The organism is Streptomyces sp. NPDC031379 (assembly GCF_055569615.1).
On the sequence record NZ_JBVIIT010000013.1, the window covers coordinates 68,317 to 88,957 of the forward strand.

The 20,641-nt window shown below is 72.3% G+C and carries 17 protein-coding genes and 1 tRNA gene; 7 read left to right on the forward strand and 11 right to left on the reverse strand.

The window, feature by feature from the left end; all coding sequences use genetic code 11:
• Positions 1-52: 52 nt before the first annotated feature.
• A complete protein-coding gene (locus ACZ5CW_RS20075; protein WP_468603091.1) occupies positions 53-709 on the reverse strand; it encodes an ANTAR domain-containing response regulator in 657 nt (218 codons plus the stop codon).
• Between the two features lie 100 nt (positions 710-809).
• Here ACZ5CW_RS20075 and ACZ5CW_RS20080 point away from each other — a divergent pair.
• Together ACZ5CW_RS20080 and ACZ5CW_RS20085 are read left to right on the forward strand one after the other, a co-directional pair.
• A tRNA-Leu gene (locus ACZ5CW_RS20080) sits at positions 810-884 on the forward strand.
• A 105-nt stretch (positions 885-989) separates the two neighbouring features.
• On the forward strand, positions 990-1,748 hold the full coding sequence (locus ACZ5CW_RS20085; RefSeq protein ID WP_468603093.1) for a helix-turn-helix domain-containing protein: 759 nt from the start codon (positions 990-992) through the stop codon (positions 1,746-1,748).
• Positions 1,749-1,779: 31 nt separating this feature from the next.
• Here the strand turns inward: ACZ5CW_RS20085 and pyk are convergent, their stop codons facing one another.
• Positions 1,780-3,216 (reverse strand): pyruvate kinase, encoded by a 1,437-nt coding sequence (pyk, locus tag ACZ5CW_RS20090; protein WP_468603095.1) that lies wholly within the window; start codon positions 3,214-3,216, stop codon positions 1,780-1,782.
• 227 nt (positions 3,217-3,443) lie between these two features.
• Here pyk and ACZ5CW_RS20095 point away from each other — a divergent pair, with 227 nt between their 5' ends.
• Positions 3,444-5,249, forward strand: coding sequence for a bifunctional metallophosphatase/5'-nucleotidase (locus ACZ5CW_RS20095; RefSeq protein ID WP_468603097.1), 1,806 nt, complete (start codon positions 3,444-3,446; stop codon positions 5,247-5,249).
• An 85-nt stretch (positions 5,250-5,334) separates the two neighbouring features.
• Here the strand turns inward: ACZ5CW_RS20095 and ACZ5CW_RS20100 are convergent, their stop codons facing one another.
• The gene (locus ACZ5CW_RS20100) at positions 5,335-6,747 is read right to left on the reverse strand and encodes a lysine N(6)-hydroxylase/L-ornithine N(5)-oxygenase family protein (RefSeq protein WP_468603099.1); all 1,413 of its coding nucleotides are present in this window, start codon (positions 6,745-6,747) and stop codon (positions 5,335-5,337) included.
• Positions 6,744-8,105, reverse strand: a complete 1,362-nt coding sequence (locus tag ACZ5CW_RS20105; protein ID WP_468603101.1) for a pyridoxal phosphate-dependent decarboxylase family protein — start codon at positions 8,103-8,105, stop codon at positions 6,744-6,746. The genes ACZ5CW_RS20100 and ACZ5CW_RS20105 overlap by 4 nt, the downstream gene beginning before the upstream one ends.
• Before the next feature lie 188 nt (positions 8,106-8,293).
• Here ACZ5CW_RS20105 and ACZ5CW_RS20110 point away from each other — a divergent pair, with 188 nt between their 5' ends.
• On the forward strand, positions 8,294-8,842 hold the full coding sequence (locus ACZ5CW_RS20110) for a GNAT family N-acetyltransferase (RefSeq protein ID WP_468603103.1): 549 nt from the start codon (positions 8,294-8,296) through the stop codon (positions 8,840-8,842).
• A 588-nt stretch (positions 8,843-9,430) separates the two neighbouring features.
• Here the strand turns inward: ACZ5CW_RS20110 and pepN are convergent.
• The 3 genes from pepN to ACZ5CW_RS20125 all read right to left on the reverse strand — a co-directional run bounded on the left by pepN (position 9,431) and on the right by ACZ5CW_RS20125 (position 13,317).
• The gene (gene pepN, locus ACZ5CW_RS20115) at positions 9,431-11,959 is read right to left on the reverse strand and encodes an aminopeptidase N (RefSeq protein WP_468603105.1); all 2,529 of its coding nucleotides are present in this window, start codon (positions 11,957-11,959) and stop codon (positions 9,431-9,433) included.
• Between the two features lie 101 nt (positions 11,960-12,060).
• Positions 12,061-12,393, reverse strand: coding sequence for a chorismate mutase (locus ACZ5CW_RS20120; protein WP_468603107.1), 333 nt, complete (start codon positions 12,391-12,393; stop codon positions 12,061-12,063).
• Positions 12,394-12,426: 33 nt separating this feature from the next.
• A complete protein-coding gene (locus ACZ5CW_RS20125; protein WP_468603109.1) occupies positions 12,427-13,317 on the reverse strand; it encodes a helix-turn-helix domain-containing protein in 891 nt (296 codons plus the stop codon).
• A 187-nt stretch (positions 13,318-13,504) separates the two neighbouring features.
• On the opposite strand from ACZ5CW_RS20125, the gene ACZ5CW_RS20130 reads away from it, so the two are divergent.
• Together ACZ5CW_RS20130 and ACZ5CW_RS20135 are read left to right on the forward strand one after the other, a co-directional pair.
• Positions 13,505-15,268, forward strand: a complete 1,764-nt coding sequence (locus ACZ5CW_RS20130; protein WP_468603111.1) for a glycoside hydrolase family 35 protein — start codon at positions 13,505-13,507, stop codon at positions 15,266-15,268.
• Between the two features lie 66 nt (positions 15,269-15,334).
• On the forward strand, positions 15,335-16,216 hold the full coding sequence (locus ACZ5CW_RS20135; RefSeq protein ID WP_468603403.1) for a hypothetical protein: 882 nt from the start codon (positions 15,335-15,337) through the stop codon (positions 16,214-16,216).
• A gap of 115 nt (positions 16,217-16,331) precedes the next feature.
• Here ACZ5CW_RS20135 and ACZ5CW_RS20140 read toward each other — a convergent pair whose 3' ends face one another.
• Complete coding sequence (locus ACZ5CW_RS20140; RefSeq protein ID WP_468603113.1) at positions 16,332-17,771, reverse strand: MFS transporter; 1,440 nt, start codon at positions 17,769-17,771, stop codon at positions 16,332-16,334.
• 116 nt (positions 17,772-17,887) lie between these two features.
• On the opposite strand from ACZ5CW_RS20140, the gene ACZ5CW_RS20145 reads away from it, so the two are divergent.
• A complete protein-coding gene (locus ACZ5CW_RS20145; protein WP_468603115.1) occupies positions 17,888-18,370 on the forward strand; it encodes a MarR family winged helix-turn-helix transcriptional regulator in 483 nt (160 codons plus the stop codon).
• Positions 18,371-18,463: 93 nt separating this feature from the next.
• Here ACZ5CW_RS20145 and ACZ5CW_RS20150 read toward each other — a convergent pair whose 3' ends face one another.
• The 3 genes from ACZ5CW_RS20150 to ACZ5CW_RS20160 form a co-directional block, all read right to left on the reverse strand.
• Entirely contained in the window at positions 18,464-18,667 is a 204-nt protein-coding gene (locus ACZ5CW_RS20150; RefSeq protein ID WP_468603117.1) for a hypothetical protein, read from the reverse strand.
• A 174-nt stretch (positions 18,668-18,841) separates the two neighbouring features.
• On the reverse strand, positions 18,842-19,756 hold the full coding sequence (locus tag ACZ5CW_RS20155) for an SDR family oxidoreductase (protein ID WP_468603119.1): 915 nt from the start codon (positions 19,754-19,756) through the stop codon (positions 18,842-18,844).
• Position 19,757: 1 nt separating this feature from the next.
• Positions 19,758-20,558: an SDR family oxidoreductase gene (locus ACZ5CW_RS20160; protein WP_468603121.1), complete on the reverse strand. Its 801-nt coding sequence runs from the start codon at positions 20,556-20,558 to the stop codon at positions 19,758-19,760.
• Positions 20,559-20,641: the final 83 nt, after the last annotated feature.

Consider the following 20,641-nt stretch of genomic DNA (forward strand, 5'->3'; position numbering starts at 1 on the left):
GTTCCCCGCGCCCCTCACGGGTGCGGGGAACTCGTCGGTGACACGGCGGGCGTCAGCCCTTCTTCGCGGACTTCTTCTCCTCGTTGTCCGCGATGACCGCCTCGGCGACCTGCTGCATCGACAGGCGGCGGTCCATGGAGGTCTTCTGGATCCAGCGGAAGGCGGCCGGCTCGGTGAGGCCGTACTCGGTCTGCAGGATGGACTTCGCCCGGTCGACCAGCTTGCGGGTCTCCAGCCGCTGGGTGAGGTCGGCGACCTCCTGCTCCAGCTGCTTCAGCTCGGTGAAGCGGGAGACGGCCATCTCGATGGCCGGGACGACGTCGCTCTTGCTGAACGGCTTCACCAGGTAGGCCATGGCGCCCGCGTCCCGGGCCCGCTCGACGAGGTCGCGCTGCGAGAAGGCGGTGAGCATCAGGACCGGCGCGATGGACTCCTCGGCGATCTTCTCGGCCGCGGAGATGCCGTCGAGCTTGGGCATCTTCACGTCCAGGATGACCAGGTCCGGCCTGTGCTCGCGGGCCAGCTCGACGGCCTGCTCACCGTCCCCGGCCTCGCCGACGACGGTGTACCCCTCCTCCTCCAGCATCTCTTTCAGGTCGAGCCGGATCAGGGCCTCGTCCTCGGCGATGACGACACGGGTCGTCAGCGGAGGCACGTGCGACTTGTCGTCGTCGGGCGCGTCTACGGGCTGGGGCGACTCGGCGGTCACGGGGGCTCCTCGTTCAGGGCAGGGGTACTGCTGACAAGAGCCTACCTAGCTACGATAAGGTGGACGCGCGGAGGGTCGGGGGAAACCTTGGATTCTGCGAGCCCCGGTAGCCCAATTGGCAGCAGGCAACGGATTCAAAACCCGTACAGTGTCGGTTCGAGTCCGACCCGGGGCACTTTTCCTGGGATTTCAAGGTCGCTATGCGCAAGCAGAGGATCACGTTCGCGTGGTTCTCCGCTTTTTCTGCACCCAGCGGGAGTCGGCGGCTCACAGTGGTCACATGTACGACATCGGCACACGTGAGCGAGCCCTCGCGCTGGTGGCCCAGGGTCGCAGTCTCCATTCCGTGAGCAAGGAGACGGGCATATCCCGGGCCGCGATCCGCTCCTGGCAGCATCGCCTGGAGCCGCTGCCTCACACGCGGGCGCCCGCCCCCGGGCCGCCCGCCGACGACCGCGCGTACGCCTACCTGCTCGGCCTCTACCTCGGCGACGGCTGCCTCAGCCCTCATCCGCGCGGCACCGGGTACTTCCTCAGGATCGCGTGCGCCGACGCCTGGCCCGGCCTGATGCAACAGTGCGGCGAGGCCATCACGAAGGTGCGCCCCGGCATCGGCGTCTACGTCCTGCGGAAGCAGGGCTGCTCGATGGTGACCAGCTACTGGCGGCACTGGCCGCGGCTCTTCCCCCAGCACGGCCCCGGCAAGAAGCACGAGCGGGACATCGTCCTCGAGCCCTGGCAGCAAGCCGTCGTCGATGCCCATCCCTGGGAGTTCGTCCGCGGTCTGATCCACTCCGACGGGTGCCGCGTCACCAACTGGACGGCGCGTGTGGTCGCCGGTGAGCGGAAGCGGTACGAGTACCCGCGCTACTTCTTCACCAACAAGTCGGACGACATCCGGGGCCTGTACACCGGCACCCTCGACAAGCTCGGCGTCGAGTGGACGCACTGTACGCGTGACGGCGCCCCGTACAACGTCTCCGTCGCCAAGAGGGCCTCCGTGGCTCTCCTCGACGCCCACGTCGGCCCCAAGCACTGAGAAGGGTGCGCCCGAGAGGGGCCCCGTGGCGTTACTTCGGGCTGTCGTCCTCGCCGATGTGGTGGACGCGGACCATGTTGGTCGAGCCGGAGACCCCGGGCGGGGAGCCGGCGGTGATCACCACGATGTCACCCTTGCGGCAGCGGCCGTACTTCAGCAGCAGCTCGTCCACCTGGTCGACCATGGCGTCCGTGGAGTCCACGTGCGGGCCGAGGAAGGTCTCGGCACCCCAGGTGAGGCTGAGCTGGGAGCGGGTGGCCGGCTCGGGGGTGAAGGCGAGCAGCGGGATCGGTGAGCGGTAGCGGGAGAGCCGGCGGGCCGTGTCTCCCGACTGGGTGAAGGCCACCAGGAACTTCGCGCCGAGGAAGTCGCCCATCTCGGCGGCGGCCCGGGCGACCGCGCCGCCCTGGGTGCGCGGCTTGTTCCGCTCGGTCAGCGGCGGCAGACCCCCCGCCAGCATGTCCTCCTCGGCCGCCGCGACGATCTTCGCCATGGTGCGCACGGTCTCGATCGGGTACTTGCCGACGCTGGTCTCGCCGGAGAGCATCACCGCGTCCGCGCCGTCGAGGACGGCGTTGGCGACGTCGGAGGCCTCGGCACGGGTCGGGCGGGAGTTGTCGATCATCGAGTCCAGCATCTGGGTGGCGACGATGACCGGCTTGGCGTTGCGTTTGGCGAGCTTGACGGCGCGCTTCTGGACGATCGGGACCTGTTCCAGGGGCATCTCCACGCCCAGGTCGCCGCGCGCGACCATGACGCCGTCGAAGGCGGCGACGATGTCGTCGATGCTCTGGACCGCCTGCGGCTTCTCGACCTTGGCGATCACCGGGAGGCGGCGGCCCTCGTCGTCCATGATGCGGTGGACGTCCTGGATGTCCCTGCCGCTGCGGACGAAGGAGAGGGCGATGACGTCGAAGCCGGTGCGCAGTGCCCAGCGCAGGTCGTCCTCGTCCTTCTTGGAGAGGGCGGGGACGGAGACGGCGACGCCGGGGAGGTTCAGGCCCTTGTGGTCGGAGATCACGCCGCCCTCGACCACCCGGGTGCGGACCCGGGGGCCGTCGACGGCGGTGACCTCCAGGCACACCTTGCCGTCGTCCACGAGGACGCGTTCGCCGGGGGCGACGTCGGCGGCGAGACCGGCGTAGGTGGTGCCGCACCGGTGGCGGTCTCCTTCGACGCCCTCTTCCACGGTGATGGTGAAGGTGTCGCCGCGTTCAAGGAGTACCGGTCCTTCGGCGAAGCGGCCGAGCCTGATCTTCGGGCCTTGAAGGTCGGCGAGGATTCCGACACTGCGGCCGGTTTCGTCGGCCGCCTTACGCACGCGCTGATAACGCTCCTCGTGTTCGGCGTGAGTGCCGTGGCTGAGGTTGAAGCGGGCGACGTCCATTCCGGCCTCGACCAGTGCCTTGATCTGGTCGTACGAGTCGGTGGCGGGCCCCAATGTACAGACGATCTTCGCTCGGCGCATGAGTCGAGCCTATGCCTTACCCGCGGGTAGACAATCGGCGCTGTATGACTACTCAACACACTCTGGGTAAAGGGTTTTTGACAACTGTTGAATTGTGCGGCGACCCGCTCCTATGAGCGATTTCCCGGCACGGTCACCAGATCGCAACCTTCCGGACCTGTTGCAGTAGGTCATGCTCAGGTCAGAATCTACGCGCGTCGTTGACCATGCGCCAAGGAGACCGAGAGATGCCGCTGAACCGCCGGAAGTTCCTGAAGAAGTCCGCCGCCACCGGGGCGGGAGTGGCGATCGCCGGTGCGGCGACGACTCCGGCGGCCGAGGCGGCGGAGCAGAAGAAGCCCGGACACCCCGTGAAGCGGTACTCCCTGACGGTCATGGGCACCACCGACCTGCACGGCCACGTCTTCAACTGGGACTACTTCAAGGACGCGGAGTACGCCGACAAGGCCGGCAACGCGATGGGCCTCGCCCGGATCTCCACCCTGGTCGACCAGGTGCGCGAGGAGAAGGGCCACTGCAACACGCTGCTGCTGGACGCCGGTGACACCATCCAGGGCACCCCGCTGACCTACTACTACGCCAAGGTCGACCCGATCACCGCCAAGGGCGGCCCGGTGCACCCGATGGCGCAGGCGATGAACGCGATCGGGTACGACGCGGCGGCGCTCGGCAACCACGAGTTCAACTACGGAATCGAGACCCTGCGCCGGTTCGAGGACCAGCTGGACTTCCCGCTGCTCGGCGCCAACGCGGTCGACGCCAAGACGCTCAAGCCGGCCTTCCCGCCCTACTTCGTCAAGACGTTTCACGTGCCGGGCGCCAAGCCGGTCAAGGTCGCCGTCCTCGGTCTGACCAACCCGGGCATCGCCATCTGGGACAAGGCCTACGTGCAGGGCAAGCTGAAGTTCGAGGGCCTGGAGGAGCAGGCCGCGAAGTGGGTGCCGAAGCTGAAGGCGCTGGGCGCGGACGTGGTCGTGGTCTCCGCCCACTCGGGCACGTCGGGCACGTCGTCGTACGGCGACCAGGTGCCGTACGTGGAGAACGCGGCCGCCAACGTGGCCAAGCAGGTGCCGGGCATCGACGCGATCCTGGTCGGCCACGCGCACCTGGAGATCCCGGAGCTGAAGGTCGTCAACGAGCAGACCGGCAGGACCGTCGTCCTGTCCGAACCGCTGTGCTACGCCGAGCGGCTCACCCTCTTCGACATCGAGCTGGTGTTCAGCAAGGGCAGGTGGGAGGTCGAGTCGGTCTCCGCCTCGCTGCGCAACTCCAACTCCGTCGCCGACGACCCGAAGATCACCAAGCTGCTCGAGGACGAGCACAAGAAGGTCGTCGCGTACGTCAACCAGGTCGTGGGCCGGGCGACCGAGACGCTGACCACGGTCGACGCCCGCTACAAGGACGCCCCGATCATCGACCTGATCACCAAGGTCCAGGAGGACGTGGTCAAGGCGGCGCTCGCGGGCACCGAGTACGCCTCGCTGCCGGTGATCGCGCAGGCCTCGCCGTTCTCCCGGACCTCCGAGATCCCGGCCGGCGACGTGACCATCCGGGATCTGTCGAGCCTGTACGTGTACGACAACACGCTGGTCGCGAAGCTGATGACGGGCGCCCAGGTGCGCGCCTACCTGGAGTACTCGGCGGAGTACTACGTCCAGACCGCCGCCGACGCCGCCGTCGACGTCGAGAAGCTGACCAACGCCGGCGGCCGCCCGGACTACAACTACGACTACGTCTCGGGCCTGTCGTACGACATCGACATCGCGCAGCCGGCCGGGTCGCGGATCAAGAACCTGACCTTCGGCGGGGCCGCGCTGGACGACACCCGGCAGTTCGTGCTCGCGGTGAACAACTACCGGGCCAACGGCGGCGGTGCCTTCCCGCATGTCGCCACGGCCAAGGAGCTGTGGTCGGAGTCGACGGAGATCCGCACCAGGATCGCGGAGTGGGTCACCGCGAAGGGCGTCCTGGACCCGAAGGACTTCGCGTCCGTGGACTGGAAGCTCACGCGGAACGGCACGCCGGTCTTCTAGAGGTTCTGCAGGGTCACGTCGACGGCGTCGGCGCTCGGGCGAGCGCCGGCGCCGTCGGCATGCCCGCTCGTTCCGGCCGGACCCCTCACCTGCCGTCGACGAGCGGGATCAGCCGCTTCGCCTGCCGGGCCTGCGGCATCCGGCGCTGGGCCTCTTCGAGTCCGAAGGTGGTGAAGGCCGTTCGGGCCGGCAGCGGATACGGTTCCTTGCCGGTGAGCGTGTTGAGGATGGTGGCGCTGCGCCAGGCGGCGAGGCCGAGGTCGGGAGCGCCGACGCCGTGGGTGTGCAGTTCGGCGTTCTGGACGTACACCGCGCCGGTGACCGAGGGGTCGAGGACGAGCCGGAACTCCTCGTCGATGCGGGGGCGTTCGCTGCTGTCACGGCGCAGATAGGGGTCGAGTCCGGCGAGGATGCGGCCGAGGGGGCGTTCGCGGTAGCCGGTGGCGAGGACGACCGCGTCGGTGGTGAGCCGGGAGCGGCTGCCCTGCTGGAGGTGCTCCAGATGGAGTTCGACCTTGGTCGTGGCGATCCGGCCGGCCGTGCGGACCCGGACGCCGGGGGTGAGGACGGCGTCGGGCCAGCCGCCGTGCAGGGCGCGCCGGTACAGCTCGTCGTGGATGGCGCCGAGCGTCCCGGTGTCGATGCCCTTGTGCAGCTGCCATTGGGCGGCGACCAGCCGGTCACGGACCGGTTCGGCGAGGGCGTGGAAGTAGCGGGTGTAGTCGGGCGTGAAGTGCTCCAGGCCGAGCTTGGAGTACTCCATCGGCGCGAACGCCTCGGTACGGCCGATCCAGTGCAGTTTCTCGGCGCCGACGGGGCGGTGGCGCAGCAGGTCGAGGAAGATCTCGGCGCCGGACTGTCCGGAGCCGACGACGGTGACGTGCTCGGCGGCGAGGACGGTGTCGCGGTGGTCGAGGTAGTCGGCGGCGTGGACGACGGGCACCGCCGGCGTGTCCACCAGGGGCTTGAGGGGGTCGGGCACATACGGGACGGTCCCCACCCCGAGGACGATGTTGCGGGTGTAGGTGCGGCCCAGGGCCGCCGCCTCGCCGTCGGGGTCGAGCTGCGTGAAGTCGACCTCGAACACGTCCCGTTCGGGGTTCCAGCGGACGGCGTCGACCTGGTGGCGGAAGCGCAGCCCGGACAGGCTCTGCGCGACCCAGCGGCAGTAGGCGTCGTACTCGGCGCGGTGGATGTGGAAGCGCTCGGCGAAGTAGAAGGGGAAGAGCCGGTCGCGGGCCTTGAGGTAGTTCAGGAAGGTCCAGGGGCTGGCGGGGTCGGCGAGGGTCACCAGGTCGGCGAGGAAGGGCACTTGGACGGTGGCGCCGTCGATGAGCAGGCCGGGGTGCCAGTCGAAGCCGGGGCGCTGCTCGTAGAAGACGGCGTCGAGTTCGGCGAGCGGGTGGGCGAGGGCGGCGAGCGAGAGGTTGCACGGTCCGATGCCGATGCCGACCAGGTCGCGTGGGGAGGTGGGCTCGTGGCGTGGGGGGATGGTCATCTGGGGGTGGTTCCTTCTACGAGTTTCAGAAGCTGGGCCAGTTCGTCGGGCCGGCTGTGAGGGTTGAGGAGGGTGGCCTTGAGCCAGAGGCGGCCGTCGAGCCGGGCGCGGCCGAGGACGGCCCGGCCCTCGTGGAGCAGCCTGCGGCGGACGGCGGCCACGGCGTCGTCGTCGGCCTCGGCGGGCCGGAACAGGACCGTGCTGATGACCGGCCGGTCGTACAGCTCGAAGCCCGGGTGCTCCTGGACGAGCGCGGCGAACTCGCGGGCGCGGGCGCACACCTGGTCGACCAGGGCGCCGAGCCCGGCGCGTCCGAGGGTCTTCAGTGTGGCCGCGATCTTGAGGATGTCGGGGCGGCGGGTGGTGCGCAGGGAACGGCCGAGCAGATCGGGGAGGCCGGCCTCGGTGTCGTCTTCGGCGTTCAGGTAGTCGGCGCGGTGGTGGAGTGCGGCGAGTTCACGGGGCCGGGCGACGGCGAGGAGGCCTGCGGCGGCCTGCTGCCAGCCGAGTTTGTGCAGGTCGAGGGTGACGGTGTGGGCGGTTTCGAGCCCGGCGAGCTTGTCGCGGTGCCGGTCGCTGAAGAGGAGGCCTCCGCCGTAGGCGGCGTCGATGTGCAGGCGGGCGCCGTGTGCGGTGCACAGCCCGGCGATCTCGGGCAGCGGGTCGATGAGGCCGGCGTCGGTGGTGCCGGCGGTGGCGGCGACCAGCAGCGGGCCGGACAGCGTGGTGAGGGCCTCATGCAGGGCGGCCGGGTCGAGGGTGCCGCGCGGCGCCGGGACGACGACCGGGTCGGGCAGGCCGAGCAGCCAGGCGGCGCGCGGCAGGGAGTGGTGGGCGTTGGCACCGCAGACCAGCTGGATGTCGCCGTCGTGCGCCTCGCGGGCGAGCAGCAGGGCGAGCTGGTTGGACTCGGTGCCGCCGGTGGTGACGAGCGCGTCGGCGAGACCGGCCGCGTGGGCGAGGGCACGGGTGACCGCGGCTTCCAGGGCGGAGGCGGCCGGGGCCTGGTCCCAGGAGTCCAGGGAGGGGTTGAGGGCGCTCGCGGCCAGGTCGGCGGCGACGGCTACGGCGAGCGGCGGGCCGTGCAGGTGGCCCGCGCACAGCGGGTCGGCGGGGTCGGCGGCGCCCTCGGCGAGGATGTGCACGAGGGTCCGCAGGGCGTCGGGGTCGCCGTCGTCCGGCAGGACGTCCCCGACGGCGTCTGCGACCCGTGCGGCGACCGCCTCCGGCCCGCCGGCGGGCAGCGGGCCGCCGCGCGCCCGGCCACCGGCCGCGAGCGCGTCGAGGACGGTGCCGAGGAGGGGCCGCAGGGCGTCGGGGCCGTCGGGACCTGAGGCGAGGGGCGGCGGCGTGCTCATGGCTTTCCTCCGGGGCGCGAGGACGGTGTTCGGAGGTTTCCGCGCGGACGTTTCCGTCCGGGGTCTTCCAGCTTGTACGGGAGGAGGGCCGCGCGTCCCGAAAGGCTGACGATCAGTACCCGAAAGTGGGTACTGCCGTGCGAGGAAAACGTGTTGGGGAGGTGGCCGCGCGCGCTACCGTCGGTCGGATGGTTGACGCGTGGATGATCGATGTGCCCGGTGAGCGGGTGCTGGTGCGCGACCTCGGTCCGGCGGACGAGGGGCCGCTGCTCACGCTGTTCGAGGAGTGCGAGGACTGGTTCGTGGCGGCGACGGGGCTGCCGTCGGGGCCGGGTGACGTGCAGAGCCTGTTCTACGCGTTGCCGGAGGGTGCGGACCCGGACGACAAGGTGCTGCTGGTGCTGGAGCGGGACGGGGTGGTGGCGGGTGTGGTGGACGCCGTGCGCGACCATCCGGAGCCCGGGGCGGTGGCGGTGGGGCTGTTCCTGCTGGCGCCCTGGGCGCGCGGGCGGGGCCTCGGCCGGGCCCTGGCCACCTCTCTGCTGGCCCGTGCCGAGGGCGCCTCGGTGGTGACGGCCACGGTCCCGCCCGGCTGGCCCCCCGGCGAACGCTTCCTGCGCCGGCTCGGTTTCGCTCTGGACACCGAAGCACCGCCCCGACCCGCCGGCACCGACCGACGACCGGGCCCACGCGAGGAATCCCTACGCCGGGCGACCCTGCGCCCCGCCACAACCTAGCCGCGCCACCTGCGGCCACTACCGGCCCACCGAAGACCGGCCCGGTCGACGGCCAGGACTGAGGCCTGCCGGAGGCCGGTTCGGGCGGCGGCCAGGGCTGAGGCCCGCCGAAGACCGGTCCGGGCAGCGGCCAAGGCGGAGGCCCGCGGATGGCCGGTTCGGGCGGCGGGAGATGCCACAGCCCGCCAGGGGACGGACCCGGCCGGCAGCACCGGCACATCCCCGGACCGGGCAGCGGCCAGGACGCGCGCCCGGCGAAAGCCGGCCCGGGTGGCGGTCGAAACCCCGCCGAAGCCGGCCAGGCGCCACGCGGTACCGCAGCCCGCCAGGCGAACGACCAGCCGGCACCGCCGGACACCGGCCCGGGGCGTCGGGCGGTGACGGCCCGCCGCAGGACGGACCTGTCGACAGCACCGGCACACCGAAGGACGACCCAGGCGGCGGCCAGGACTCGCGCCCGGCGAAAGCCGGCCCGGGCTGCGGTCAGGACTCGCGCCCGCCGGAGGCCGGGCGGCTGGGGGCTCGAGTCGGCCGTGGGCGGACGGCCCCGGGCCGCCGCCGGTCCGTGCCTCTGGCGCCGGGGTCGGTCTATGCCTCTTGGGTGGCCTTCTCCTTGCTGCTCTCTCCCTGCTGCTCCTGTTCGCCCCGCACGCGGAGGGCGCGGGCGAGGTCGTCGAGGCGGTCGGCGAGGGTGCGGCGCAGGGCCGGGGTGAGGTCGGCGTCGCGCAGGCAGGCCTCGCCGAGGCGCAGGTTCTCGGTGTCCACGGCGTGCGCCGGGAAGGCCCAGCGGCCGGCGGCGACGGCGATGGCGGGGCCGCGGCGGGCGGCGACGGTGACGGCGTCCTCGTAGAAGCGCGACACGTACTCCCGTACCAGTTCGGCCTGTTCGGGCTGCCAGAAGCCCTGCGCGGTGGCCGTGAAGAGGTAGTTGGACAGGTCGTCGCCGGCGAACATCGCCGCCCAGGCGGCCCGCTTGGCCTCCGGTTCGGGCAGGGCGGCACGGCAGCGGGCGGCGCCCTCCTGGCCGGTGGCGCTCGGGTCGCGCTCCAGCTCGGCGGCGATGGCGGCCTCGTCGGTGGCGCCGAGCACGGCGAGCCGGCCGAGGATGCGCCAGCGCAGTTCGGGGTCGAGTTCCGGCCCGCCGGGGACCGTGCCGTCGGCGAGCCAGGCGGCGATGGTGTCCGGGTGGGCGGCCACGCCGATCAGGTGGCGTACGGCGATCAGGCGCAGGCCGGGATGGTCGCCGTCCTCGGTGCGCCGCAGCAGGTCGCGGCAGAGGGAGGTCAGCGTGGCCAGGGCGGCCGGGCGGTCCTCGGCCTTCAGGTACTGGTCGGCGATCTGCCCGGAGGCGAAGGCGAGGACGCCCTGGACGACGGCCAGGTCGGTCTCGCGCGGCAGGTGGGCGCGGGCCGTCTCCAGGTAGGCGGCGGGCGGGAGTTCGCCGTCGCGCACGGCGTCCCTGAGGGCGTTCCAGACGACCGCGCGGGTGAGCGGGTCGGGCAGGCCGGACAGGCCGGTGCGCAGCGCCTCGAAGGAGCCGTCGTCGAAGCGGACCTTGGCGTAGGTGAGGTCGCCGTCGTTGAGCAGGAGCAGCGCGGGCCGCTTGCCGATGGGCTGCGGGGCGGTCTGCGGGACGTCGAGGTCGAGGCGCTCGCGCAGCACGAGCCGGCCCTCGTCGGCGAGGTCGTGGTCGTACAGGCCGGCGGTGAGGCGGTGCGGGCGGCTGCCCGCGCGGTCGACGGTCAGCGTGCGGGTGCCGTCGGCGGAGGCGATCACGGGCGTGAGCGTGTCGACGCCGATGGTGCGCAGCCAGTTGTCGGCCCAGGCGTGCACGTCGCGGTCGGTGGCCGAGGCGAGTGAGTCGATGAAGTCGGCGAGGGTGGCGTTGCCGAACTTGTGCCGGGCGAAGTGGGTGTTGATGCCGGCGAGGAAGTCCTTCTCGCCGAGCCAGGCGGCCAGCTGGCGCAGCGCGGAGGCGCCCTTGGCGTAGGAGATGCCGTCGAAGTTGAGCAGCGCGGAGGCGGTGTCCTCGACGGCCTCGGGGGCGACGGGGTGGGTGGTGGGCCGCTGGTCGGCGTCGTAGCCCCAGGCCTTGCGGGTGACGCCGAACTCGGTCCAGGGGTCGGTGAACCGGGTGGCCTCGGCGGTGGTCTGGTAGCCCATGTACTCGGCGAAGGACTCGTTCAGCCAGATGTCGTCCCACCACTTGAGGGTGACGAGGTCGCCGAACCACATGTGGGCCATCTCGTGCGCGATGACCATGGCGCGGGTCTGCCGCTCGGTTTCGGTGACGGCGGAGCGGTAGACGAAGTCGTCGCGGAAGGTGACCAGGCCCGGGTTCTCCATGGCGCCCGCGTTGAACTCGGGGACGAACGCCTGGTCGTAGGAGTCGAAGGGGTACGGCTCCTCGAACTTCTCGTGGTAGCGGTCGAAGCACGCGCGCGTGACGTCGAGGATCTCGTCGGCGTCGGCGTCGAGGTACGGCGCGAGGGAGCGGCGGCAGTGGATGCCGAAGGGCAGTCCGCGGTGCTCGGTGCGCACCGTGTGCCAGGGGCCCGCGGCGACGGCGGCGAGGTAGGTGGAGATCAGGGGGGTGGGCGCGGCCTGCCAGACGCCGTCGCCGCGCCGCTCGGTGATGCCGTTGGCGAGGACGGTCCAGCCCTCGGGTGCCTTCACGGAGATCTGGAAGACGGCCTTGAGGTCGGGCTGGTCGAAGGCGGCGAAGACCCGCTGGACGTCGTCCATGAACAGCTGCGTGTAGACGTACGTCTCGCCGTCGCTGGGGTCGGTGAAGCGGTGCATGCCCTCGCCGGTGCGGGAGTAGCGCATGACCGTGTCGATGTGGAGTTCGTGCTCGCCCGCGGTGAGGTTCTTCAGCGGCAGCCGGTCCCCGTGCAGCGTCTTCGGGTCCAGGGGCTGCCCGTCGAGCGTGACCCCGCGCAGCTCGGCGGGCTTCAGCTCGACGAACGTGTCCCCGTCGGACCGAGCGGTGAACCGGATCGCGGTGCGGGAGCCGAAGGTCTCCTCACCGGTGGTGAGGTCCAGTTCGACCGTGTAGCGGTGGACATCGAGGAACTGTGCTCGGAGCTGCGCCTCATCGCGCGTGAGTACGGACATGCAGGCCATGCTGCCTGATGGGACCGGCAGCGCACAGGGGCGGACCGGTACACGGCTTATGTCCGGTCCGCGCCCCCCGCCCCCGCGGGGGCGTCCGTGGCTCAGCGCCCGTTGGTGTCCTCGGCGATGCGCTCGTGGTGGCGGATGACCTCGGCGATGATGAAGTTCAGGAACTTCTCGGCGAACGCCGGGTCGAGCTTGGCGTTCTCGGCGAGGCTGCGCAGCCGCTCGATCTGGCGGGCCTCTCGCGCAGGGTCGGCGGGCGGCAGCTGGTGCACGGCCTTGAGCCTGCCGACCTGCTGGGTGGCCTTGAAACGCTCGGCGAGCATGTGGACGACGGCCGCGTCGATGTTGTCGATGCTGTCGCGCAGCCGCTCCAGTTCCTGGCGGATCTCGGGGTCCACGTCACCGCTACCGGTGTTGCTGGTGGTCATGGGCGTCCACCCTATGCGGTCGGCGAGCCCCGCCTACGGGGTGTCCGGAGAGTGGATCATCGGTGGATCGCCGGGGTCGGGGACACGGTCGCTCCAGCCGCCGGGGACGCTGCGGCCCTGCTGGGCGCGGAAGCGGACGGGGGCGAGGCCCACGCGGCGGGTGAAGAGCCGGGAGAAGTAGGCGGGGTCGTCGTAGCCGACGCGACGGGCCACGGCCGCGACGGGCAGGTCGGTGGCGGCGAGGAGTTCCTTGGCGCGGCCGAGGCGGATGCCGAGGAGGTAGTCCTTGGGACTGCATCCGGCGGCCCGGCGGACCGCGCCGCGCAGCTCCGCGGTGGTCATCCCGTGCCGGGCGGCGTGGTCGGCGACGCTCATCCGGGTGCAGGCGTCCCGGGCGAGGGCCTCGAGCACCTGGTCGCCGTCGGGGGCGAGGTCGGCGCGGGCGCGGCGCAGGGCGACGAGGAGTTCGTGCACGGCGGCGCCGGTCTCCACCTCCAGCAGGGGGTTGCCGCGGCGGGCGGCGCGGGCGATACGGGCGACGACCGCGCGCGGGGCGGAGGCGTCGGAGAGCGGGACGACGGGCCGCTCCGGTTCGATGTAGCCGAGGTCGGTGTACGTGGGGGTGGCGGGCCCGGCGAAGTCGACGAAGCCCTCGTCCCAGCCGGTGTCCGGATCGGGCGCGTAGTGGTGGAGCACGCCGGGGGTGAGCCACAGCAGGGCGGGTGCGGTGACGGTCGTGCGGCGGCCGTCGGCGCCCCGGTACCAGCCGCCGCCGGAGCTGATCACGACGGCCACGTGGTGGTCGAGGGTGCGCGGGCCGACCGTGGGGAGCGCGCCGTGCTGGAGGCCGACGCCGAGGCAGACCAGACCGAGGCGGTGGTGGGCGGGGCCGGGGCTGAAGAACCGCATCCAGGTCTGGTACATCGGTGCTCCTCCCGGCGTCGGCGGTGGCGGATTTTTGTCCAAGCAGCGCCGATCTTCGTCCATGGCGCGGGGGCGCCGCCAGGGGTGAGGCTGGTGCGCATGAGCGAGGTCGGGGCCGGGGGCGGACGCATGAGCGAGGTCCGGGCCGGGGGCGGACGCGTGGGCGAGGTCGGGGTGGGGCGGGCGCATGAGTGAGTTCACGGTGGGGGAATCGGAGTTCCTGCTGGACGGGCGGCCGGTACGGCTGCTGTCCGGGGCGCTGCACTACTTCCGGGTGCACGAGGCGCAGTGGCGGCACCGGCTGGCGATGCTGCGGGCGATGGGCCTGAACTGCGTGGAGACGTACGTGCCCTGGAATCTGCACCAGCCGGGGCCGGGGCGCTGCCGGGACGTGCAGGCGGTCGGCCGGTTCCTGGACGCGGTCCGCGAGGCGGGCCTGTGGGCGATCGTGCGGCCGGGTCCCTACATCTGTGCCGAGTGGGAGAACGGCGGGCTGCCGGCGTGGCTGACGGGTGAGCTGGGCCCCCGCGCACGTACCCGTGACGAACGCTATCTGTTCCATGTGCGGAACTGGTTCCGCGCTCTGCTGCCCGAGATCGTGCCCCGGCAGATCGGCCGCGGCGGTCCGGTCCTCATGGTGCAGGTCGAGAACGAGTACGGCAGCTACGGCAGCGACACCGGCTATCTGGCGGAGCTGGCCGGCCTGCTGCGGGCCGAGGGGGTCTCGGTCCCGCTGTTCACCTCGGACGGCCCCGAGGACCACATGCTGACCGGCGGCTCGCTGCCGGGTGTGCTCGCCACGGTGAACTTCGGCTCCCACGCGCGCGTGGCCTTCGAGACCCTGCGCCGCCACCGCCCCGGGGGTCCGCTGATGTGCATGGAGTTCTGGTGCGGCTGGTTCGACCACTGGGCCGGCGAGCACGTCGTACGGGACCCCGGCGAGGCCGCCGAGGCGCTGCGGGAGATCCTGGAGTGCGGGGCGTCGGTGAACCTCTACATGGCGCACGGCGGCACGAGCTTCGCGGGCTGGGCGGGCGCCAACCGGGGCGGCGGCGAGCTGCACGAGGGCACGCTGGAGCCGGACGTGACGTCGTACGACTACGACGCGCCGGTGGACGAGTACGGCCGCCCGACGGAGAAGTTCTGGCGCTTCCGCGAGGTGCTGGCCCAGTACCGCACCGGCTCCGGCCCGCTGCCCGGACTGCCGCCGCGGCCTGCCCTCCTGCGTGCTCCGGCCGAGGCCGCGCTCACCGGATGGGCGCCCTTGGGCGACGTGCTGGAGGCACTGGGCGGCGCGGAGACCGTGACCCCGGTGCCGCCGGCCTTCGAGGATCTCGGGATCACCCGGGGCCTCGTGCGCTACGTGGTGGACGTGCCGGGACCGCGGCAGCCGTACCCGCTGAGCGTGCGCGGGCTGCGGGACCTCGCGACGGTGTACGTGGACGGCGTGCGGGCCGGCGTGCTGACCGAGGAGGAGCCGGGGCTGAAGGAGCCCGTCGCGGGCCCCGCGCGCGTGGAGCTGTGGGTGGAGTCCCTGGGGAGGGTGAACTACGGGCCCCGATCGGGCGAGGCGAAGGGTGTCACGGGCGGCATCCTGCACGAGCGGCAGTACCTGCACGGGGTACGCGCGCGTGGGCTGGATCTGGACGCGTTCGCCGACGGTGTCGGGCCGGTGCCCTTCCGTGCGCTGCCCGGGGAGGGCGCTGCGGGGCTGTACCGGGGCACGCTCACCGTCCGCGGGGCCGGGGACGCCCGGCTGGAGCTGCCCGGCCGGACGCGCGGCTTCGCCTGGATCAACGGCTTCGGCCTGGGCCGCTACTGGTCGGTCGGCCCCCAGCGGTCCCTGTACGTCCCCGGGCCGGTGTTGCGGGACGGCGAGAACGAGCTGTGGCTGCTGGAGCTGCAGGGGGCCGACGCGGCCCTGCCGGCGCCCCGCCTGCTGCCCGTGTGACCGGCCGTCCGCCCGCGTACCCCGCCTACAGTGGAGGGGGGTTCCGGCGTCATTGGGGGTGTGGACGTGGCGAACGGCGGGCCGGTCGAGCACGGTTACCCGCATCTGGAGACGGTGCGGGCCGCCGTCACGGCGCTCTACAAGAGGCTGTCCTACGACACCGTCCAGACGTTCTCGGCCAGCGTGGCCCCCGCCGACGTGGCGTTCTGCGACACGGACGACCTGCATCTGCGCGCGCAGCGCGTGGCCCGCGAGATCGTGCGGCACTACCGGTTGCCGGACGCGCGCCTGATCGTCTGCTTCCGGGAGATGACGCACGCGGCGAACGTCGAACTGACGGCGGGTCCCGAGTACTTCGTGGAACTGAACGACCGCTTCCGCACCCATCGCCGGGACATCGGCGCGGCGCTGGCCCATGAGGTCGCCCACGTGTATCTGCACCGCTTGGACCTCGTCTTCCCCACCACGGCGGAGAACGAGATCCTCACGGACACGGTGGCGGCCTATCTGGGCGCGGGCTGGCTGCTGCTGGACGCGTTCCGTGAGGACGCGGTCTCCTCCCAGAAGCTCGGCTACCTCACCCCGGAGGAGTTCGGCTACGTCCTGGCCAAGCGGGCGCTGCTCTTCCACGAGGACCCCTCCGTGTGGTTCACCAGCCCGCAGGCCTACACCGCCTACGCCAAGGGCATGGCGCGGGCCCGCCGGGACGAGCAGCAGCCGCCGCTGACCGGGGCCGGCTGGGCGGGGCGCCGCCGGTACGCCCACGACCGCCGGAACACCTCCGGCGTCCAGCCGACAGCCCCGTACGCCTTCGCCCCCGACCCCACCGGTCACCTCCGCGTCTCCTTCCCCTGCCCGACCTGCCACCAGCGGATCAGGGTGCCGGTACGGGGGCGCGTCCGCGCACGTTGCGGACTGTGCCGGACGGTCCTGGAGTGCGACACGTAGCCCCGGCCTCACGGCACCTCGCCGGGGCCGCGCCGCCGGACCCCAGGGGGCCGGTACGACCCCGGTGGGCCGGTAGGACCCCGGTGGCCCGGTACGACCCCGGTGGGCCGGCAGGTCAGCCGAGGTGGTCAGACACCGCCCGCCGAGGAAGCGCCGCACAGAGCACCGCGCACACCACGAACGACCCCACCACCCACGGCATCGCATCGGCCAGCGCCCCGCTCAGGCCCTTCCCGACGGCCCCGAAGAACACCGTGCCGACCACCGCCGCCCCCAGCGCTCCCCCGAACTGCTGGGCCGTGGAGAAGATCCCGGACGCGCCGCCCGCCGACTCCCCCGGTACGGCCGACAGCACCACGTTCACCAGCGGCACCACCAGGAACCCGAGTCCCGCCCCGGCGATCAGCAGCCCCGGCACCATCGGCCACGCCCCCGTGTGTACCGCGGGCGCACCGTCGACCACGGCCCACACCCAGCCGAAGCCGCCCGCCATCATCAGCGCTCCGGTACCGAGCACCAGCCGCCCGTACCTGACGGCGAGCCCGTCCGCGGCGGGCGCGGTGAGGAAGCCGCCGGCCGAGAACGCCACCGTGACCAGCCCGGCCTGCATCGGCGTGTACCCCTCGCCGCCCTGCAGCCAGATCGCGAAGACCAGGAAGAAGCCCTGCATACCGACGGAGAACAACAGCTGGACCAGCACACCCACCGAGAACGCCGGCAGCCGGAAGGCGCGCGCCGGCAGCAGCGGTACCGTTCCGGGCCGGTGCCGCCGGGCCTCGTACACCCCGAGGCCGACCACGGCCACCGCGCCCGCCGCGAGACACGCCCAGCCCCATACCGGCCAGCCGTTCTGCCGTCCCTGCACCAGCGGCAGGACGATGGCGACCAGTCCGCCGGCCAGGACCAGGCTGCCCAGCACGTCGGGGCGGCCCGCCGACCTCTCCCGCGTGGCCGGCACCAGCAGCAGTCCGCCCACGAACGTCGCGACCGCGACCGGCACGTTCACGAGGAAGACCGAACGCCAGCCCCAGCCGAACAGATCGGCGTCGGTCAGCACTCCGCCGAGCAGGAGCCCGATCGCGGAGGCGAACCCGGCGACGGCGCCGTACATCCCGAAGGCGGCCCCGCGCTCCTTGCCCTGGAAGAGGGTGCGGAAGGAGCCGATCACCTGCGGCACCAGCACCGCCGCCAGGATGCCCTGGACCGCGCGGGCGGCTGTCAGCTGCCCCGGGGACTGCGCGATGCCGCACGCCAGACTGGCCAGCCCGAAGCCGGCGGTGCCGGCGAGGAAGAGGGGGCGGCGGCCGATGCGGTCGCCGAGGTGGCCGGAGACGATCAGCGCGGCGGCGAAGCCGAGCAGGTAGGCGGAGACGACCCACTGCAGGTCGCTCGTCGAGGCGTGCAGGTCGCGGCTGATGGACGGGACCGCCACATTGACGATGGTGCTGTCCAGGAGATCCATCAGCGCCGCGATCATCATCACGACGGCGGCGGCCCAGCGGCGCGGATGGGGTTCCGCGAGGGTGGGCGGGCTCGCGGGGGCGGTCGTGGTCATGGGGGTCTCCCTCAGCTCGAATTTATTTCGTTCGACCTAACGAAAGACTTGCATCCCCACGCCGCCGGACGCAAGTCGTTAGTTCGAGCGAACGAAATATTTGTTAGCCTGGGCTCATGACCAAGGGAGACGAGAAGCGGGACGAAGCGGCGCGCGCCGAGGTCCTCGGGCAGCTCATGGAGGTGGGGCGGGCCCACAGCGCCGTGACGGTGATGTTCCACTCGGCCGTGGCCGCCCAGCAGGGGCTGAACGCGACGGAGGAGAAGACCCTCGACTACCTCCAGCGCAAGGGTCCGCTCACCGCCAAGGACCTCGCCGAGCTGACCGGGCTCGCCCCCGCCTCCGTCACCGGCCTGCTCGACCGGCTGGAGACCAAGGGCTTCGCCCGCAGGGTCAAGCACCCGACGGACAAGCGCCGGGTGGTGGTCGAGCTGAACGAGGACAAGCTCGCCGAACTGGCCGGGTTCTTCGAGGACTGGGCGCGGGACATCGTCGAGGCGTGCGAGGAGTTCAGCACGGAGGAGCTGCGGACCGTGATCCGGTTCCTGTCGGTGATGAGCGAGCGCCAGCACGCGGCAGCGGCCCGCCTCACCGGCTGACCTCCCGCTCCCGGGCGCTCACCCCCGGGAGGGGGAAGCCCGCGGCGGGCCGCGCGGTCCAGGCGTACCGACGCCCGGCCCTGCGGCCCGTTCCTAGCCGAGCAGGTGGCTGATGCCGCCGTGGCCATCCGTTCCGTTCCAGAGCACGGCCGCCAGCCAGAAGGGGAACCAGCCCACTCGCTCCGGCAGGAAGAGGCAGGCGATGGGCCAGACGACGGGGAGGGCGGCGAACAGCAGACAGCAGCACCAGCCGCTCCTGCGGCCGACGGCGGACCGCCGTGTCGAACTCGTGGGCACCCGGCGAAGGTAAGCGGCGCCCACGGCTCGCGCATGAGTACCCGTACCTACGAGGTTCTCGGCGGTCGGCCGACCCGCTGCCCGCCGACCCCCGGCCGGCAGATCCGCTGATCGGCCGGCGAGTGCCGGGTGCCGACTCCGGACGGCCAACTGACCGGCTGACCGGCCGTGCGGCTAGGCCCCGTAGACCGCCCCCGGCGGCTCCGCGGCGGCCAGCAGTCCGCGTGCCGCCTCCCCCGCCTCGGCCGGTGTCCAACGCGCTCCCCTGTCGGTGGTGGGGCCGGGCCGCCAGCCCTCCATGACGGTGATCCGTCCGCCCTCCGCCTCGAAGACCCGGCCGGTCACGCCCGCGCCGGCGGCCGAGCCGAGCCAGACCACCAGCGGGGAGACGTTCTCGGGTGCCATCGCGTCGAAGCCGGCGTCCGGTGCCGCCATGGTCTCGGCGAAGGCGCGTTCCGTCATGCGGGTGCGGGCGGCGGGGGCCACGGCGTTGACCTGGACGCCGTAGCGGGCCAGTTCGGCCGCCGCGACCAGGGTGAGACCGACGATCCCGGCCTTGGCCGCGCTGTAGTTGACCTGCCCGACCGAGCCCAGCAGACCGGCCCCGCTGCTGGTGTGGACGACCCGGGCAGCCGGGGTGCGCCCCGCCTTGCTCTCGGCACGCCAGTGCGCGGCGGCGTGCTTCAGGGGCAGGAAATGGCCCTTGAGATGGACCCGGATCACGGCGTCCCAGTCGTCCTCGTCGAGGTTGACCAGCATCCGGTCGCGCAGGAACCCGGCGTTGCTGACGAGGGTGTCGAGCCGGCCGTACGTCTCCACGGCGGTCCGGATCAGCGCGGCGGCACCCGCACCGGTGGCGATGTCACCGCCGTGTGCGACCGCCTCACCGCCCGCGGCACGGATCTCGGCGACGACGGCGTCCGCCGGGTTCTCCGCGTTCTCCGCGCCCGGTGCCCCGTCCAATCCGACACCGAGATCGTTGACCACGACCCGCGCTCCCTCGGCCGCGAAGGCGAGGGCGTGGGCGCGGCCGAGCCCGCGGCCGGCTCCGGTGACGACGACGACCCGGCCGTCGCAGATTCCGCTCATCTCAGTTCTCCTCAGGGACGGTGGAGGCGCCCGGCGACGTGCCGCCGGCGGTCGCGGCGTCCAGGAACGCCGGCCGCTCCCCGCCCCCGTGCACCCGCAGGCTCGCCCCGCTGATGTAGCCGGCCGCGTCGGAGGCGAGGAAGACGGCGGCGGCGCCGACGTCGGCGGGGGCGGCCAGCCGGCCGAGCGGAACGGTGCGGGCGACGGCGGCGAGTCCGTGGGGGCCGCCGTAGTGCAGGTGGGCCAGTTCGGTGCGGACCATGCCGACCACGAGCGTGTTGACGCGGATGTGCGGCGCCCACTCCACGGCCATGGAGGCGGCCAGGTTCTCGAGGCCCGCCTTGGCCGCGCCGTAGGCGGCCGAACCGGGCGAGGGACGGCCGCCGCTGACGCTGCCGACCATCACGATGGAGCCGCGGCTGCGCCGCAGGTGCTCGTACGCGGCGAGGGACGCGGTCAGCGGGGTGATCAGGTTCAGCTCGACGACCTTCGCATGCCGTTCGGCATCCGCGTCGGCCAGCAGCCGGTGCGGCGTGCCGCCGGCGTTGTTGACGAGCACGTCGAGGCGGGGCAGCGCGCCGAAGAAGGCGCGGACGGCGGGCGGGTCACGCAGGTCGAGCGGGGTGAACTCGACGCCCTTCAGCGGTTGTTCGGGAGGCCTGCGGGCGCAGGCCAGGACCCGCGCGCCGGCCGCGGCGAAGGCCCGCGCGATCCCGGCGCCGACCCCCCGGGTGCCGCCGGTGACGACGACGGTCCGGCCGTGCGGCGAGTTGTCCACAGGGTGCGCGGCCGAGTTGTCCACAGGCTCTCCCGCTCGTCTTCGCCGACTGCTAGCTTCGAAGCCTCACACCTAACAAATGTTTGGTGGAAAGGCGTTGAGTGCGA

What these genes read in the sequence shown, in the direction of transcription:
- pyk (WP_468603095.1), bottom strand. Translation starts at nt 3,216, where the DNA reads ATGCGCCGAGCGAAGATCGTCTGTACATTGGGGCCCGCCACCGACTCG.
- ACZ5CW_RS20095 (WP_468603097.1), top strand. Translation starts at nt 3,444, where the DNA reads ATGCCGCTGAACCGCCGGAAGTTCCTGAAGAAGTCCGCCGCCACCGGG.
- ACZ5CW_RS20145 (WP_468603115.1), top strand. Translation starts at nt 17,888, where the DNA reads ATGACCAAGGGAGACGAGAAGCGGGACGAAGCGGCGCGCGCCGAGGTC.
- ACZ5CW_RS20155 (WP_468603119.1), bottom strand. Translation starts at nt 19,756, where the DNA reads ATGAGCGGAATCTGCGACGGCCGGGTCGTCGTCGTCACCGGAGCCGGC.
- ACZ5CW_RS20125 (WP_468603109.1), bottom strand. Translation starts at nt 13,317, where the DNA reads ATGTACCAGACCTGGATGCGGTTCTTCAGCCCCGGCCCCGCCCACCAC.
- pepN (WP_468603105.1), bottom strand. Translation starts at nt 11,959, where the DNA reads ATGTCCGTACTCACGCGCGATGAGGCGCAGCTCCGAGCACAGTTCCTC.
- ACZ5CW_RS20100 (WP_468603099.1), bottom strand. Translation starts at nt 6,747, where the DNA reads ATGACCATCCCCCCACGCCACGAGCCCACCTCCCCACGCGACCTGGTC.
- ACZ5CW_RS20110 (WP_468603103.1), top strand. Translation starts at nt 8,294, where the DNA reads ATGGTTGACGCGTGGATGATCGATGTGCCCGGTGAGCGGGTGCTGGTG.
- ACZ5CW_RS20120 (WP_468603107.1), bottom strand. Translation starts at nt 12,393, where the DNA reads ATGACCACCAGCAACACCGGTAGCGGTGACGTGGACCCCGAGATCCGC.
- ACZ5CW_RS20085 (WP_468603093.1), top strand. Translation starts at nt 990, where the DNA reads ATGTACGACATCGGCACACGTGAGCGAGCCCTCGCGCTGGTGGCCCAG.
- ACZ5CW_RS20140 (WP_468603113.1), bottom strand. Translation starts at nt 17,771, where the DNA reads ATGACCACGACCGCCCCCGCGAGCCCGCCCACCCTCGCGGAACCCCAT.
- ACZ5CW_RS20105 (WP_468603101.1), bottom strand. Translation starts at nt 8,105, where the DNA reads ATGAGCACGCCGCCGCCCCTCGCCTCAGGTCCCGACGGCCCCGACGCC.
- ACZ5CW_RS20130 (WP_468603111.1), top strand. Translation starts at nt 13,505, where the DNA reads ATGAGTGAGTTCACGGTGGGGGAATCGGAGTTCCTGCTGGACGGGCGG.